Consider the following 15,978-nt stretch of genomic DNA (forward strand, 5'->3'; position numbering starts at 1 on the left):
GTTGATGTGATGAATATGCTAATTGGTGTAACTCTTAACTCTTAACTCTTAACTCTTAACTCTTAACTCTTAACTCTTAACTCTTAACTCTTAACTCTTAACTCTTCATTCTTCATTCTTCATTCTTCATTCTTCATTCTTCATTCTTCATTCTTCATTAGCCGCTCATTATTACCAGTCGAAGCGCAAATGTTTGATGGTAGAGCCTCTGTTCATAATGGATGAAAGCGATTTGATCCCTATTTTCACATGCTCTTCCACAAAATTCTCGGTAATATGCTGGTCGCTCTTTTCGGTTTTCACACCGGTAGAGATCAGCGGCTGGTCAGACACGAGCAGTAGTGCTCCCGTAGGGATGCGATTCGCGAAGCCGCAGGTAAAAAGGGTAGCCGTTTCCATATCTACCGCCATGGCACGTATCTGCCTCAGGTAATTCTTAAAATCATCGTCATATTCCCACACGCGGCGATTGGTGGTATAGACCGTACCTGTCCAGTAGTCACGGTGAAAGTCCCGCACATTGGAAGAAACCGCCCTCAGGAGGCTGAACGCCGGTAGAGAGGGCACTTCGGGCGGGAAATAGTCATTTGATGTGCCTTCGCCACGAATAGCGGCTATAGGCAGAATATAATCACCCAGTTCGCTCCTCGACTTCAATGCGCCGCATTTTCCCAGGAAGAGCACTGCCGAAGGCGATACCGCGCTCAGCAGATCCATGATGGTGGCGGCATTGGCACTACCCATCCCGAAATTGATGATGGTGATACCGTTGGCAGAGGCATTGGGCATATTGGCGTCTAAACCGACTATGGGAGCATTGAAATGATCGGCGAAAATCTCGACATACTTTTGAAAGTTAGTCAACAAAACAAATTTGGTGAATTCGTCAAGTGACCTTTTCGTATATCTGGGGAGCCAATTCTCCACAATTTCCTGTTTTGTTTTCATACCATCTCACATAAAAAAGGTAATTTTGTGCGGGCTATGCCGTTATTCTGCAAACAAAGATACAAATGTGCGATTTAAATTTGCCATCTTTCGATACAAAAATCCGTAAAAAGGGCGAGGGACTGGAGATCTTCGATCCTTTACGGAAAAAATATGTGAGGTTGACTCCTGAAGAGTGGGTACGCCAGCATTTTGTCCAGTATCTGATCTCTGAGAAACAATTTCCCGGCTCGCTGATAGCCAACGAGGCGGGAATCAAACTGAACTCGCTTTCAAAAAGATGTGACACGGTGGTCTACAACCGTAAGCTTGAACCCCTAATGATCGTGGAATACAAAAGGCCGGACGTAATCATAACACAAGAGGTATTCGACCAGATCACACGATACAACAGCGTATTAAAAGTTCCCTATATCGTTGTGTCGAATGGGTTAGTACACCATTGTTGCCACATGGACTATGAACAGCGGTCTTATCGGTACCTTACAGAAATCCCCACTTACCAGGAATTAAAGTGAAGAATGAAGAATGAAGAGTGAAAAGTGAAGAAAATCCACCTTCGCCGATCAATAACTCTCTTCTACCGAAGGAAAATCGCTTGATTTGACATCGCTTATGTATTGCTGGACAGCAGCGGTGATCTCATCAAAGAGATTGGCGTAGCGGCGCAGGAAACGGGGTGAGAAACCTTTATTCAATCCCAGCATATCATGCATCACCAGTACCTGCCCGTCCACTTGAGCCCCTGCTCCAATCCCTATGGTCGGGATAGCCAGTTCGGCCGTGACTTTGCCTGCCAGTCCTGCCGGAATTTTCTCCAACACGATGGAGCAGCATCCTATTTCCTGTAAGAGACGGGCATCCTCCATCAGCTTGGCGGCTTCCTCTTCTTCTTTGGCGCGTACGGCATAGGTTCCGTATTTGTTAATCGATTGCGGCATCAGCCCCAGGTGACCCATTACCGGAATACCGGCATTCAGGATGGCCTTGATCGATTCAAGGATCTCTTTCCCTCCCTCCAACTTCAGGCAATCGACCTGCGTCTCCTTCATGATCTTCACCGCGTTGCCAACCGCCTGGTAAGGATCTCCCTGATAACTGCCGAAAGGCATATCCACGACTACCATTGCCCGCTTTACCGCGTTCATCACCGACTTTCCATGATAAATCATCTGCTCTACCGTCATCGGCAAGGTGGTAACGTTTCCCGCCATCACGTTAGAAGCCGAATCCCCTACCAAGATCACATCCACACCGGCCTGATCGATCACTGATGCCATGGAATAGTCATAGGCTGTGAGCATCGATATTTTTTCGCCCTGTTGCTTCATCTCCCGCAAACGGTATGTAGTTACTTTCTTTTGGTTGGAAGTGGTAAGATACCCTTTTTTATCTTCTGACATCTTTACAGTTTTAATGGTTTACTTGAAAATGAGCCTCACGTTTTCTATGGCAAAGGTAGTGCTTTTACAGATTCTTTTCACATTTTCCACCTGTTTTCAAAATGTGCGGATCCATCCATGCTTTTAACCTGCGACAAAAAAAGCCGAGACTGAATATTGTCCCGGCCTCTTTTGACAGAAATTCATTATTTATTAAAACCTGTACCCTAAAGTAAGCAATCCTCTGATAGAATTGTTTTTCAGGGAGAAGGGAGCCGCATCCACTTCAAGCGCGTCATTGATATAATAGTTGGGGAAAGGATAGAGATCGTCTTTTTGCGTTTTATAGACAATCGCCATATCAAGATAGAAATTCCTGTTGAAACGGTATCCCAATCCTCCGGTAAAGTAATGAGTGTCGCCTTCTATACGGTGTATAGTATTTGAACCGGCAATGAGCGCATCACCGAGTCTCACCAGATCAGCATCATAAGGGTTTTGCATCCATGCATATCCCAACCGGCCGGAGAATTGGGGAGTAATACGGTATTCCATCCCCGCTTTCACGGTCGATGCCATCTTGTGATCCTTCGAAATGATTTCGTTATCGCCATCATACCAGGCAGGATCGTTCGAAGAGTTGGAAGGAAGCTTCAATTTCATCTTACTGTAATCCACCAATTCATAATCCAGGCTGGCAATAAAATTATTACCCAAGACGGTTGCCACGCTGGCTACTATCTTTCCGGGGGTCTTCAAATCGTAATCGTTATAAAAGTTGGCTGAATGGATACCCCCTTCTTCATAACCCACGTCATAAGAGGGGAGATATGATTCGATATTTTCCAGCATTTCGGCCTGATAAGTCTCCGACAAGGCATACCAGGTAGGTGTATGCCAAGCCAGGCCGAACCGCAAAGAGTGCACCGGCCGGTAGATCGCTCCCACCTTGGCACCCACTCCCGCACCTTTGACAGTCATCCAATTGTTCAAGGTGTATCCACCATCGTTAAAATCTTCATCAAAACGCGAATCGAGACTATAAAATATGTCCTTGATAGAAAGCGACACACCGAGGTTCAGCACATGATTGATAGTAGTTCCCACGGTGAAATCATAATTATCTATATAACCTCTTTCACGCGTGTCGATCCCGGCGAACGCTCTCTCTCCCTTCATATTCAACGGAATAAGATTTCTCCCACCCTGATCGGGATTAAGAAGGAACGCATTACGTCCAAGCACCGGCAACCATGGCTGTGACAAGAACGGGTCATACTCATTTTCAATCCATTTCAGGTCATCCGGACTCTTGATAATCCCATCATTCAATTTTCCCTGGTAGTCATTGTAAATATAATCGAGCAGGGTACCCCGGGAGTCTCCCCTCGCTGAAACCTTTTTATCGAACGATTTCAACTTATTGTAAGAGAATCCGAAGTTGATCAGCGGCATCACGTCGTTTCTCAACGGGAAGTAACCCACAAATCCGATATTATCTATGTTGAAATCGGTTCTATTGGCTTTCTGGTCTCCCACAACCGAACCCTCTTTCATCAGATTCATCGTACCCGTCACTTCGGAGCTACGGTACACTGCTATGCCGGCAGGATTAACGGAGACACCGGTCATGTCGCCCCCCAAGGCGCCGAAGGCTCCCCCCATCGACATAGCGCGGGCGGTCCCGTGGAGATCTTCCCGTGAAAATCGCAAGGCGTCGATCTCACTCTGGGCAAACAGGGGTGCCGTGAACACGAATAATGAAAAAAGAATATAAGTGATCTTCTTCATAATGATTTAGCATTTAATTATTTCACCATTTTATCTGCGACCTCCACTACGTCCGCTACTTCCACTACTCCCACTGGAACTGCGCCCGCTACTGCTACCGCCTCCAAAGGAACCGGAAGAAGAACTGCTCCTGCTGGGCGTGGAATAGGTGGAAGAACTCCGGGTCGTCGAACTGCTTGTCGACGGGGTTGAATAGTTGTCATTGCTCCGGCTGGGAGTGCTTTGATAAGAGGAACGCGACGGTGTTGTCGTACTTCTTTGATAAGTCGAACTGCTTCTTGAAGGAGTAACCGCATTTCTTTCGTAACTCCTCGATGAGCTTCGGCCGCTGTTATATGTATCTGACGAGCGGGTAGATTGGGTATTCCGGTCGATCGAACTTGACCTGGAGCCGGTAGTAGCCGAACGGTTGATTACCTGTCCATTTCTGGAATCATATACTCTGCCTGAGCTATCGACGATTCTTGTTCTTGGAGTAGTAGCGTTGCTTCTGCCCACGCCGGCGCTACTTCTTCCGGAAACCGCACTTCTAGAAGATGCGGTCGTAGTATTTCTTCCTGACACAGCGCTACGGGTACCACTTCTTGACGACCTGCCCGAGACATTTGCCATTGAGGCATTTCTATTGGTCGCGGCACTCCCTCTGTAAGTACCGGTACTTCTTCCGGTACGGTTATGGGTCAGGCTGCTGTAATATCCGTCATAAAAGCCGTGATGGTAACCGCCGCCCCAATATCCGCCATAATACCAGGGATCATACCAACCGCCATAATACCACGGTGAGTACCATCTGCTGTAGTACCACGGGCTATGCCAGCCGTAATACCAGGGTGAGTACCATCTGCTATAATACCAGGGACTACCCCAGCCGTACCAGCCGCCATAACCATAATACCAGGGATCGTACCATGGGTCATACCAAGGATAATAAGAGGAACCCCATCCCATACCATAGTATATATGGGTATTCCATCCGCGGTGGTTATAATTCCGATAGAGATCATCGCCCACATAGACAATCACCTCATCCGCGCCGGTGATCTTGATGCTCGATTCCGGATCATGGAACCGGACGATCCGGTCGGTGTATGCATACTCTTCATAATTATCCTGATCCTGTTCATCGACAGTATCGGTTGCTAACACGTTGCCGCGACCTCGACGATTATACTCATCGATATCCCTGCCGTTGGCCCTCACTTCCATGCGCGACGCGTCACCCTGCACGATCACCACTTTTTTCTTTTGCGGTTCTTCGGCTTTCTTCTGAACCGTTACCGGTTCTTTTTGAGTAGGATCAGCATAAATATCATCCCATTCCTGGGCGAAACCGAACAATGGTACAGCAACCAGCAAAACCGTTAGTAAGTTTTTTATAGTTTTCATCGTTTCTCCCTCTTTATATTTGTTTGTAAATAATTTTATCTGTCATCATCTATGACTCAGAAACTTCGGAAAAGTTTAAAAACAGGTGCGCTCAAATAAGTCTATTCGGTCCCTTCCGAAGCACACTGATACACAAATATAGCAAATGTCTCGCAATAAAGATGTATACGGTAAAAAAACGCTGCACCCGTTTAGGTTAAAAAAACAAAACTGCCAGTTTGATCAGACTGATATTTCCAAACCATCATATGCCAGAAAGACCTGTGGCGGGAGTTCCTCCTCCACTTTGGCATGGGTGCCGATTTCATGGCTCATATGTGTCAGATAAGCGGTTTTCGGTTTTATCTTGTCTATCATTTTCAATGCCTGATCCAAAGTTTGGTGTGAAATATGTTCTGTTTTCCTGAGTGCGCTCACCACCAGCGTATCCACATCTTCCAGTTTCCTCAGTTCAGTTTCCTCCATCGACTTCATATCAGTCAGGTATGCGAAATTCCGTATCCGGAATCCCAGGATAGGCAAGTTGTAATGCATGACCCGGATAGGGGTCACAGTAACTGTTCCTATCTGAAAATCCTTGTCGGCACTGATCGGCCTGACGGTAAGGTTGGGCACTCCACTGTATTTATATTCCGCAAAACAGTAGGGTAATCTCTCTCTGAGAGCCTTCTCCAGACGTCGCTCCATATAGAGGTCCACCGGCCCGAAAACGGAGAACGGACGTAAATCATCAATTCCTCCCACGTGATCATAATGCTCATGCGTGAGGAGGATCCCATCTATTTTTTCGAGCGGGAAGGGTAGCATCTGCTGTCTGAAGTCGGGTGAGCAGTCGATCATCAGCATTTTGTGATCAATCTCGATCCTCACCGATGTGCGGAGTCGCCTGTCCCTCGGGTCAGCTGAATGGCAGACTTCACATCCGCATCCGATTTGCGGGACACCGGTGGAGGTACCCGTACCCAGAAATCTCACTTTCATATGACAAGTTTAAGAAAAAAGCCGCCTCATTCTCTGAAATGGGCAGCTTTCGGTTTGTATATTATATCAATTCAATACAAAGCAGGAGTGAATATAAAGTGTAAAGCCAAAAGATCAATATTCTCTTTCCAAAATCCAAAGATCGTTGAAAGGCACTCCGTAGGTTCTTTTCAGGTATTCCGTATCTCCTTTGGCCGAGTAAGCGCGGTATATCTCATCGCGTCTGGCTGCCGCTTGTGCCTTGTCATCATAGCTGGCAACGATCACGCGGTACATCCCTTGTTCATTCTGTGCCAGGATTACCGAATGTCCTTCATTCTCCATGCGATTTTTCAATGACTCGGCGTTCAACTTCACACTCAGTGAGGCGATCACCACACTAAATTTCTTCAATCCCGCGGCATCGGTCGGATAAACCGGTTCCACCTTCTCTTTTCTTACCGAAACCTCTACAGGAGGAAGGGGACTGGCATCTTTTACCACTGTGGTGGGCTGAGACGCAGTTTGTTGCATTTCTCTTTCTTTGGCTGCTTCATACACTTGTTTATAAGCGCTTTGCTTGGGTTTGCAGGATACCCCGAGAAGCAGCAGGGTTACTAAAACCAATGCGTAATGGATTTTTTTCATGCCTGTTCGCTTTATTAAATTGTTCAATTACCTTTAGACTATTTCTGTGATCGCATAATCAAAGCAAACTTTGTTTCCGCCGTTGCTTAACGAAATAGTTCATTTCTCAAATCAACTCGCTATTCGTGTATAATTTTGTATTATCACGAAATCTTGCAACAAAGATAATAAAGATGCCTATGATTGCACCTTTGTCTGTGTGAAAATAAATTAAATCACTCCCCTGACAGACGCTTTAACCGGATCGGTTTGGTAGGGATGTTGAAGGTCTCTCCCTGTTTAACGGTGACGACGACTACCGTATCGCTGAAGTTCGCCTGCGGATCGGGAACAAAGTGTACTTCCCAATCGCCCTCTTTTAACCCCATAAACTGGAACATGAGCATTTGGTCGCCGAGATTTTCCCTCTCGGGAAGGGAGAGAAAAGTATCCTTTTCCTGTATGACTTTCACGTATGGATTGGCTTCAAGAGGGGCCACATACCCCCGCAATTTTCCACCAAAGACCTCGGGAAAAGCTCTTGCCACCGGATAGAGATAATTGTCACCCTTTTCCGTCTTCACCACGGAAAGGGCGGCATTGAGGTCGATCACCATACTGGAGATAGTGTTGAGCCGCATTTCCATTTTCACAGCATCAATAATCACTCCTTCTTCCAGTTCAGAGGGGATATGCAACGGTATGATCGAGTCGGTATTGGTTCTTAGCAGATTGTCATTTCCAAATACCAATTTGATTTGCTGTAATTCCGTACCTGCGGGGACATATTGATCTACCAATTGCACTGTTTTCCCATTCCTTAGCTTAAGAACATCATATCTGCTTCCGGAAAACTTAAGGGAGACCCACTTCCCTTCCTGACTGGCAGTATCCACCAGAAAAACTGACACCTCCCTGATATCCACGTAAAATTCCTTTATTACCAGTGAAGCAGCATCCGTCAATTTGAGACGCAGGCGGGAAGCATTGGCGCTGGGATCGTCACTCTCACATGCCTGCCATGAAAATGAAAATAAAAGCACTGTGGTGAGCAGAATATATCGAAAAGGCCTGTGGCGCATATTGTCAACTCCTTTTTAATGATACTTGAACCACAAAATTACACAAATCCCCATCCCGAGGCCACAAAAAACAATTAATTTTCATGAATTTCCCAAAAACAAATCTTTTTCATATCTGTTATATGAATGGGGAAAGTGGAAAAGTGGGAATCTAAAAGTGAAAGTAAATATTAGAACCAAGATTCAAGAGCCAAGAACCAAGACTTTTAAATTTCTTCACTTTCCAGTTCCAAGTTCTAAATTCTAAATTCTAAATTCTAAATTTCAAGTTCTAAGTTCTAAGTTCTAAGTTCCAAGTTCCAAGTTCCAAGTTCAACAATCTTATGAAGAAAACTGACACATTCCTCTTTTTTATTTCTTTTCTGGTGATTTTTTTTATGACGGCATGCGATCAACAGCGTAAAAAGAATGACGGGAACAACGTTTCCCAATCTGAAACCGAGAATTCAAGTATTCCACCGCAGCAATCCCCCGAAGAATTGTTCGACCGCCTGTTGGCTTCCTTCGGCGACGATTGGATGGAAAGGGAAGCCGATCCCACTCTCTATCCGGAATATTACGGTGGGGCTTTTATCAATAACAACGGCATGTTTGTGGTTGCGGTAACCGGCAACCGGGAGGAACACAAAAAACGTCTGTCGGAGATCCTCGGAACGGACAACTTTAAGGTGGAGACCGTAGAATATTCCTACCGCCAGATGATGCGGGTGATGGATCGTATCGACGCTTTTCTGATGAACAACACTATCCCTGAAGATCATCCACTGATGAGCCGTTTTGCCGGTGCCTATCCCGACGTGATGGAAAATCGGGTGAAAGTGCTCCTCACGAAAGTTGACGATACAACCATCCGGCTGTTCCAGAAAGACGTGGTGAACTCTCCCCTGGTGATTTTCGAACAGGGAAATCTGCCGGATTTAATGTGAAAAAGTATAGCCTGAAAATTTCAGCAACATCAAAACAATCAGATCGATCTCCTATATAACTGTCTTTTTATTTCGTAATATTTATACATTCAGCAAAAACTTCATCTATCTTTGTACGACACAATCGTATTTCTTTCAAAAAATAACAGGGAAGAAAATCTATTAGAGAATTCATTAAAAATTTAAGCCAATGAAAAAATCAGCAAAACTCTTCGCGTCGGTTGTTGCGCTTTTTTTCGCTACAACTCTTTTGGCGCAGAACGTATCGTACAGCTACGAAAGCGTTCCCAATGATCCGATCAACACGCGTATTTATACGCTGGACAACGGACTGAAAGTGTATATGAGTGTGAACCGGGAAACACCTCGCATACAAACCTTTATTGCTGTCCGCGTAGGGGGTAAAAATGACCCTGCCGAGACAACCGGGCTGGCACATTATTTTGAACATCTCATGTTTAAAGGAACCGATAAATTCGGCACACTGGATTATGAGAGGGAAAAGCCGCTGCTCGACGAAATCGAACGTCTCTTCGAAGTATATCGCAACACCACGGATGAAGATGCACGTAGAGCTATTTACCAGCAGATAGACAGTGTTTCGTACGAAGCGTCGAAACTGGCTATTCCCAACGAGTATGATAAACTGATGTCGGCTATCGGGGCCACGGGAACCAATGCCTACACCGGTTTCGACATGACCGTCTACACAGACGACATTCCATCGAACCAGGTGGAGAACTGGGCGAAGATACAGGCGGAACGTTTTCAGAACAGTGTGATCCGGGGATTCCATACCGAGCTCGAAACCGTGTATGAAGAGAAAAACATGTCGCTCACGCAAGACGGTCGCAAAGTCTATGAAAAAATGCTGGCCACGCTCTTTCCCCACCACCCCTATGGCACCCAAACAGTGCTGGGGTCGCAGGAGCACTTGAAAAATCCTTCCATCACCAACATCAAGGAGTATTACAAAACCTATTATGTACCCAATAATATGGCTGTCTGCCTTGCCGGTGATTTCGATCCTGATGAGATGATCAGGATCATCGACACCCATTTCGGCGGCATGAAACCCAACAGGAACCTGCCACCTCTGCCTGTCACTCATGCACAAGAAGCTACGGAACCGGTCTCGGTTGAAGTGCTCGGCTTGGAAGCGGCCAACGTTTCGCTGGGTTGGCGCTTCCCCGGATCGGCAAGCCAGGAGAAAGACCTGCTCGACATCATCAGCCTGATCATGAACAACGGACAGGCAGGCCTTGTCGACCTGAACCTGATCCAGCAACAAAAAGTGCTCTCGGCTTATGCCGGGCTTTACAGCATGAGCGATTACTGCGCATTCGTCATGGGTGCCCATCCCAAACAGGGACAAACGCTGGAGGAAGCCCGCGATTTACTGTTAGGACAGATCGATAAACTGAAGAAGGGGGAATTTTCGGAAGAACTTATCTCCGCATCGGTCAACAACCTGAAATTAAGCCAGATGCGACGGATAGAGAGTAATGCGGGGCGTGCCAACTGGTTCGTGAGCACTTTTATCAACCGACTGGACTGGAAAGACCAAGTCGACCGTTTAGACCGCCTCGCACGGATCACAAAACAAGATGTGGTTAATTTTGCCAATGCCTATTTTAAAGAGAATTACGCTGTGATCTACAAACGCGAAGGCAAGGATCCCAACGAGCTGAAGATCGCCAAGCCGCAGATCACCCCTATCGTGATGAACCGCGATGCCCGCAGTCAATTCCTACTCGGGGTACAACAGTCGGAAGTGAAACCCATCGAACCGGTATTTCTCGATTTTGAAAAAGACCTGAAGAAGCTGGAAGCCAGATCAGATATCCCCGTACTGTATAAACAAAATGTGAACAACGGCCTTTTCAGCCTGATCTATGTCTTCGACATGGGGAATAATACCGATAAAGCCATCGGTACGGCGTTCGAATACATGAGATATCTCGGCACTTCGACCAAATCGCCCGAAGAGATCAAAACGGCATTTTACAACCTGGCATGTTCTTTCGGAGTATATCCCGGCAGTGAACGGGTATATGTTATGCTCAGCGGTTTGGCTGAAAACATGAACCAAGCGTTGGACCTCTTTGAAGAACTGCTGGCCGACGCCCAGGTGAATCCCGAGGCCTATGCCAACCTGACTGAAGATATCCTTAAAAAGCGTAACGATGCAAAACTGAATCAGGGTCAGAACTTCAACAAATTATTGCACTACGCCATCTGGGGGCCGGATTCACCCGACAAGAATGTCCTTTCCGAGGCAGAGCTCAATACCATGGATCCCGAAGAACTGGTGGCAAGGATCAGGCGACTCAATCATTTTGAACATCGCATCCTCTATTACGGGCCGGACAGCGAGAGCCAATTCCTTAGCACTCTCGATAAATTGCACCGTGTTCCCGATACCCTGACTCCCGTACCGAAAGACGACCGCTTCAAACAGGAGCCGATAAGGGAGAAGAAGGTATACCTCGCCAAATACGACGCCAAACAGATATATATGGCAATGGTGGCCAATGACGGGATTGTATACGATCCGGCCATCGAGCCTATCCGGGAGATGTACAATGAATACTTCAGCGGCAACATGAACTCCATTGTATTTCAGGAGATGCGGGAATCGCGCGGCCTTGCCTATTCGGCCTATGCCTACCTGATGTCTCCCTCGAAACTGAATCGCCCCTATATCTTACGGGCTTTTATTGCCACGCAGAACGATAAGATGGACGATGCGCTGAAAGCATTCCACCAGATACTGGATGAGATGCCCGAATCGGAAAATGCCTTTAATCTGGCAAAAGAGGGCCTGATCACCCGGCTGCGTACCGATCGCATCACCAAGGAAAATATACTCTGGGCTTATGTCAACGCGCAGGATCTCGGATTAAATACCGACAGGCGGAAAGAACTATATCAACAAGCACAAAGCATGACACTGTCCAATGTGAAAGCATTCCAGGAAAAATGGGTCAAGAACCGCACCTATGCTTACTGCATCCTGGGCAACGAGGAAGAACTCGACCTGCAACAACTCGAGACCTATGGTCCTCTCATACGGCTCTCACAGGAGGATATTTTCGGCTTTTGACATACCGCCACGGTTTACGTGCAGATAAAACAGGAGGCTGTCCCTACGGGCAGCCCCTTCTGTCTTCGGGTTTATGACAAAGTGTTGACAAAGCGGCCGGGTATCATGGAGGGACAATTTTCACTTCTCGCTGCAAGATATTCATTGCCGACAGAGACAAGAGACCAGATTCCGGTCGCCATAGGCATTGTCCACACGGGCTACATTGACCCAGAACTTGTTGTCGGCCACGAACGGCAGCGGGTAAGCAGCTTTACTACGAGGATAAGCATGCTTCCACTCGTCGGCAGTGATCTCATATTGGGGGTGCGGCGCATTCACCAGCACATTATCCTGCGCCGGGTATTCACCCCGCGAAACCTCTATGATCTCTTCGTGGATCTGGTTCATCACTTCCACAAAACGATCCAGTTCGGCCAAACTTTCACTTTCCGTGGGTTCCACCATAAGCGTGCCATGCACTGGGAAAGAGAGCGTGGGGGCGTGGTAACCGTAGTCAATCAAGCGTTTGGCAATATCGGTTTCGGTGATGCCCGACACCTCCTTCAGGCCGCGGCACTCAAGAATCAGCTCATGCCCCACCCTGCCTCTGGCACCCCGATATACAATACCGTAAGAGTCCTTCAGCTTCTCCGCCACATAATTCGCGTTAAGGATAGCGGCTTCAGTAGCTTCTTTCAGACCTTCAGCTCCCATCATACGGATATAGGCATAGGTGATTTCTGTCACGCCCGCACTACCGTAAGCTGCACCCGAAACAGTGTTCTTGTCGGTCGACATAGTCACCGGATGTCCGGGCAGGAAAGGCACAAGGTGTTCGGCCACGCAGATAGGCCCCACACCGGGTCCTCCTCCTCCATGCGGAATGGCGAATGTTTTATGCAGGTTGAGATGGCACACATCGGCACCGATAGTGCCGGGATTGGTCAATCCCACCTGCGCGTTCATATTGGCGCCGTCCATATAAACCTGTCCGCCCGCTTCGTGGATCAGACGGCACATCTCCCTGATTTCCGTCTCGAAGATGCCATGCGTCGACGGATAGGTGATCATATAGGCTGCCAGGTCGTTTTTGTACTGATCTACTTTGGCCCGCAGATCATCCATATCCACATTGCCGTTGGCATCGCTGGCAACCGTCACCGGCTTAAATCCGGCCTGTACCGCGCTGGCGGGATTGGTTCCATGCGCCGACGCGGGGATCAGCACCACCTTGCGATGTCCTTCGCCATTGCTTTCGAGATAGCCGGCAATGGTGATCAGTCCGGCATATTCACCTGCCGCTCCCGAATTGGGTTGAAGGCTGGTGGCGGCGAATCCTGTGATCTGAGCCAGCATCTCTTCCAGTTCACTGATCATCTGCGTATATCCTGCCACCTGTTCCAACGGTGCGAAGGGATGGATGCGCTGAAAGCCGGCAAGTCCCAACGGCAACAATTCAGAGGCCGCATTCAGCTTCATGGTACATGAGCCGAGTGAGATCATGGAATGTGCCAGCGAGATATCTTTCCGTTCGAGCCGCTTGATATAACGCATCAGTTCCGTCTCGGTGTGATAACTGTTGAAAGTGGGATGAGCAAGGAAATCAGATTTCCTGAGTTGTGACTCTTTCAAGGTGCTCTTCGCGGGTAACTCTTCGAGCAGGTAAACCTTCGAACTGCCTGCCGCCATCGCGAATGCTGCCAGCAGTTCATGTACCCGGTAAGGATTGGTAGTTTCATCGATACTGATCCCTACCTCGCCACTTTCGAAGTAACGCAGGTTGATACTGCGTATTTCGGCATTATCACGGATATCCTGTACCGATATGCCCTCGGGCAGACGGATCTTGAGCGTGTCAAAATAGCTGCTGTTCAATTGCTTATAACCCATCTCCTTCAATTCCTCACTTACATGGGAGGCGATGGAGTGAATGCGGCGGGCAATATTTTTGAGACCTTCCGGTCCATGGTAGACGGCGTAGAAGGAAGACATAGTAGCCAGCAAAGCCTGCGCCGTACAGATGTTGGAAGTGGCTTTTTCACGTTTGATATGTTGTTCGCGCGTCTGTAGCGCCATGCGAAGCGCCTCCCTGCCGTAGGCATCTTTGGAGATGCCGATGATACGCCCGGGCATGAAGCGTTTGTACTCATCGCGGGTGGCAAAGAACGCGGCGGACGGCCCCCCGTAAAACATGGGGATACCGAAACGCTGGCTGCTTCCGAAAGCTATGTCGGCACCCCATTCACCCGGAGGGACAAGCAATGTGAGCGCCATCAGATCGGTGGCCACAGCCACCTTGCACTCAACCTTGCACGCCCTTTCAGTGAAGTCGGTATAATCCTCCACATTTCCGTCGCTATTGGGATATTGAATGATAGCGCCAAAAAAGGGTTTATCGAAAGTGACAGTTTTATAATCACCGACAACCACCTCTATTCCCGCATAATACATCCGCGTCTTAAGCACTGCTAATGTTTGAGGAAAGATGTTCTCATCCACAAACAGCGTTTCCACCCCGTTTTTCACCTGCTCACGGCCGCGCAACCCGTACATCATCGTGGCTGCTTCGGCAGCGGCGGTCGCTTCATCCAACAGCGAACTGTTAGCCAGCGGCAATGCGGTAAGTTCGCTTACTACCGTTTGAAAGTTAAGCAGTGCCTCCAGCCGTCCCTGCGATATCTCAGCCTGATAGGGTGTATAAGAGGTGTACCATACCGGATTTTCAAACACGTTCCGGTAAATCACCGCGGGAGTGACGGTATCATACCAACCCATACCGATATAAGAAGTGTGGATCTGATTCAGCGATGCAATATGAGCAATCTCTTCAGCATACTCGTGTTCCGACAATGCCCTGGGTAAAGAAAGAGGTTCCGTCAAACGGATATCTGAAGGGATTGTCTGATCGATGAGTTCATCCATTGACGAGAGGTCGATGGCTTCGAGCATTTTCTGTTTATCGGCCTCGGTAATACCGATATGCCGGTTTTTAAATTGTTCCATTTTTATCATAACACGCGCTAAGGGTAAATTTCTTATTATTAATCTTTTTTCTCTTCAGGACACGTGAAAAAATTGCACGTGAAAAAATCGGCCGGGGGATAATTGCCTCCACCGCCTATATTTTTATTTCCCGACGAAAGGGTTATTCTTTTTTTCAAATCCGATGGTGGTGGCAGGGCCGTGTCCGGAATAGACCAACGTACTGTCGGGAAGGGTAAACATCTTGGTTTCAATACTGTTTACCAGATCCTCGTAGCTTCCCCGCGGCAGGTCTGTCCTTCCCACGCCGGCATAAAAGAGCAGGTCGCCGCTGAAAACACAACCCTCCGCTTCGTGATAGAATACCACACTGCCGGGCGAATGTCCGGGAGTATGAAACACTTTGAGCGATTGGTTCCCGAAAGTGATCATATCGCCTTGGTTCAAATAATTACCGATCTCCGGCCTGAAATCGGCGTTACCGCCCGGCAACCCGAACAGCTGCATCTGTGCCGCTATATCCTCCAACAGGAAGAGGTCGTCGCGATGGCATTGCACCTTAAGCCCGAATTCAGAGGCGAGCAGATTGATCCCAAATATATGATCAAAATGCAGATGAGTATTCAACAGATGCCTCACCTTAAAGTTATTGTCGATCAAATAACTGAGTAACAACTCTTTTTCATCGGGATAAAAAGAGGCGGGGTCAATTACGACACACTCCCTGGTCTCGTCAGACAACACGTATGTGTTTACTCCCAACGGATTGAATTCAAATGTTTTTATATTCATCTTGCCACATTCTT

At 47.6% G+C, this 15,978-nt stretch carries 12 protein-coding genes; 3 read left to right on the forward strand and 9 right to left on the reverse strand.

Annotated features, from left to right (window positions below; all coding sequences use genetic code 11):
• Positions 1-171: 171 nt before the first annotated feature.
• Complete coding sequence (locus D7D25_RS07635) at positions 172-948, reverse strand: AMP nucleosidase (protein ID WP_122968382.1); 777 nt, start codon at positions 946-948, stop codon at positions 172-174.
• Positions 949-1,013: 65 nt separating this feature from the next.
• Between D7D25_RS07635 and D7D25_RS07640 the strand changes: the two genes are divergently transcribed.
• Positions 1,014-1,466, forward strand: coding sequence for a type I restriction enzyme HsdR N-terminal domain-containing protein (locus D7D25_RS07640; protein WP_122968383.1), 453 nt, complete (start codon positions 1,014-1,016; stop codon positions 1,464-1,466).
• Between the two features lie 48 nt (positions 1,467-1,514).
• On the opposite strand, the gene panB is transcribed toward D7D25_RS07640, so the two are convergent.
• The 6 genes from panB to D7D25_RS07670 form a co-directional block, all read right to left on the reverse strand.
• A complete protein-coding gene (gene panB / locus D7D25_RS07645; RefSeq protein WP_122968384.1) occupies positions 1,515-2,351 on the reverse strand; it encodes a 3-methyl-2-oxobutanoate hydroxymethyltransferase in 837 nt (278 codons plus the stop codon).
• 192 nt (positions 2,352-2,543) lie between these two features.
• Entirely contained in the window at positions 2,544-4,121 is a 1,578-nt protein-coding gene (locus D7D25_RS07650) for an OmpP1/FadL family transporter (RefSeq protein WP_122968385.1), read from the reverse strand.
• 30 nt (positions 4,122-4,151) lie between these two features.
• Entirely contained in the window at positions 4,152-5,507 is a 1,356-nt protein-coding gene (locus D7D25_RS07655; RefSeq protein WP_148038881.1) for a hypothetical protein, read from the reverse strand.
• A 222-nt stretch (positions 5,508-5,729) separates the two neighbouring features.
• Positions 5,730-6,488 (reverse strand): MBL fold metallo-hydrolase, encoded by a 759-nt coding sequence (locus tag D7D25_RS07660; RefSeq protein ID WP_122968387.1) that lies wholly within the window; start codon positions 6,486-6,488, stop codon positions 5,730-5,732.
• Positions 6,489-6,602: 114 nt separating this feature from the next.
• Positions 6,603-7,115, reverse strand: coding sequence for an SPOR domain-containing protein (locus D7D25_RS07665; protein ID WP_122968388.1), 513 nt, complete (start codon positions 7,113-7,115; stop codon positions 6,603-6,605).
• A gap of 215 nt (positions 7,116-7,330) precedes the next feature.
• Positions 7,331-8,176, reverse strand: coding sequence for a DUF4382 domain-containing protein (locus D7D25_RS07670; RefSeq protein ID WP_122968389.1), 846 nt, complete (start codon positions 8,174-8,176; stop codon positions 7,331-7,333).
• 323 nt (positions 8,177-8,499) lie between these two features.
• Here D7D25_RS07670 and D7D25_RS07675 point away from each other — a divergent pair, with 323 nt between their 5' ends.
• Together D7D25_RS07675 and D7D25_RS07680 are read left to right on the forward strand one after the other, a co-directional pair.
• The gene (locus tag D7D25_RS07675) at positions 8,500-9,102 is read left to right on the forward strand and encodes a hypothetical protein (RefSeq protein ID WP_122968390.1); all 603 of its coding nucleotides are present in this window, start codon (positions 8,500-8,502) and stop codon (positions 9,100-9,102) included.
• A 190-nt stretch (positions 9,103-9,292) separates the two neighbouring features.
• Complete coding sequence (locus D7D25_RS07680) at positions 9,293-12,208, forward strand: pitrilysin family protein (RefSeq protein ID WP_122968391.1); 2,916 nt, start codon at positions 9,293-9,295, stop codon at positions 12,206-12,208.
• Positions 12,209-12,349: 141 nt separating this feature from the next.
• On the opposite strand, the gene gcvP is transcribed toward D7D25_RS07680, so the two are convergent.
• Together gcvP and D7D25_RS07690 are read right to left on the reverse strand one after the other, a co-directional pair.
• Positions 12,350-15,199 carry an aminomethyl-transferring glycine dehydrogenase gene (gene gcvP / locus D7D25_RS07685; protein ID WP_122968450.1) on the reverse strand — a complete coding sequence of 950 codons (2,850 nt, stop codon included), beginning with the start codon at positions 15,197-15,199 and terminating at the stop codon, positions 12,350-12,352.
• A 117-nt stretch (positions 15,200-15,316) separates the two neighbouring features.
• Positions 15,317-15,964: an MBL fold metallo-hydrolase gene (locus tag D7D25_RS07690; RefSeq protein WP_122968392.1), complete on the reverse strand. Its 648-nt coding sequence runs from the start codon at positions 15,962-15,964 to the stop codon at positions 15,317-15,319.
• Positions 15,965-15,978: the final 14 nt, after the last annotated feature.

This window comes from Proteiniphilum sp. X52 (assembly GCF_003712195.1).
Classification (GTDB): domain Bacteria; phylum Bacteroidota; class Bacteroidia; order Bacteroidales; family Dysgonomonadaceae; genus Proteiniphilum.

Bases quoted from the DNA above. Each gene is read 5' to 3' on its own strand.
- D7D25_RS07665 (WP_122968388.1), bottom strand. From the start codon at position 7,115: ATGAAAAAAATCCATTACGCATTGGTTTTAGTAACCCTGCTGCTTCTC.
- D7D25_RS07640 (WP_122968383.1), top strand. From the start codon at position 1,014: ATGTGCGATTTAAATTTGCCATCTTTCGATACAAAAATCCGTAAAAAG.
- D7D25_RS07690 (WP_122968392.1), bottom strand. From the start codon at position 15,964: ATGAATATAAAAACATTTGAATTCAATCCGTTGGGAGTAAACACATAC.
- D7D25_RS07680 (WP_122968391.1), top strand. From the start codon at position 9,293: ATGAAAAAATCAGCAAAACTCTTCGCGTCGGTTGTTGCGCTTTTTTTC.
- D7D25_RS07670 (WP_122968389.1), bottom strand. From the start codon at position 8,176: ATGCGCCACAGGCCTTTTCGATATATTCTGCTCACCACAGTGCTTTTA.
- D7D25_RS07655 (WP_148038881.1), bottom strand. From the start codon at position 5,507: ATGAAAACTATAAAAAACTTACTAACGGTTTTGCTGGTTGCTGTACCA.
- panB (WP_122968384.1), bottom strand. From the start codon at position 2,351: ATGTCAGAAGATAAAAAAGGGTATCTTACCACTTCCAACCAAAAGAAA.
- D7D25_RS07660 (WP_122968387.1), bottom strand. From the start codon at position 6,488: ATGAAAGTGAGATTTCTGGGTACGGGTACCTCCACCGGTGTCCCGCAA.
- D7D25_RS07650 (WP_122968385.1), bottom strand. From the start codon at position 4,121: ATGAAGAAGATCACTTATATTCTTTTTTCATTATTCGTGTTCACGGCA.
- D7D25_RS07675 (WP_122968390.1), top strand. From the start codon at position 8,500: ATGAAGAAAACTGACACATTCCTCTTTTTTATTTCTTTTCTGGTGATT.
- D7D25_RS07635 (WP_122968382.1), bottom strand. From the start codon at position 948: ATGAAAACAAAACAGGAAATTGTGGAGAATTGGCTCCCCAGATATACG.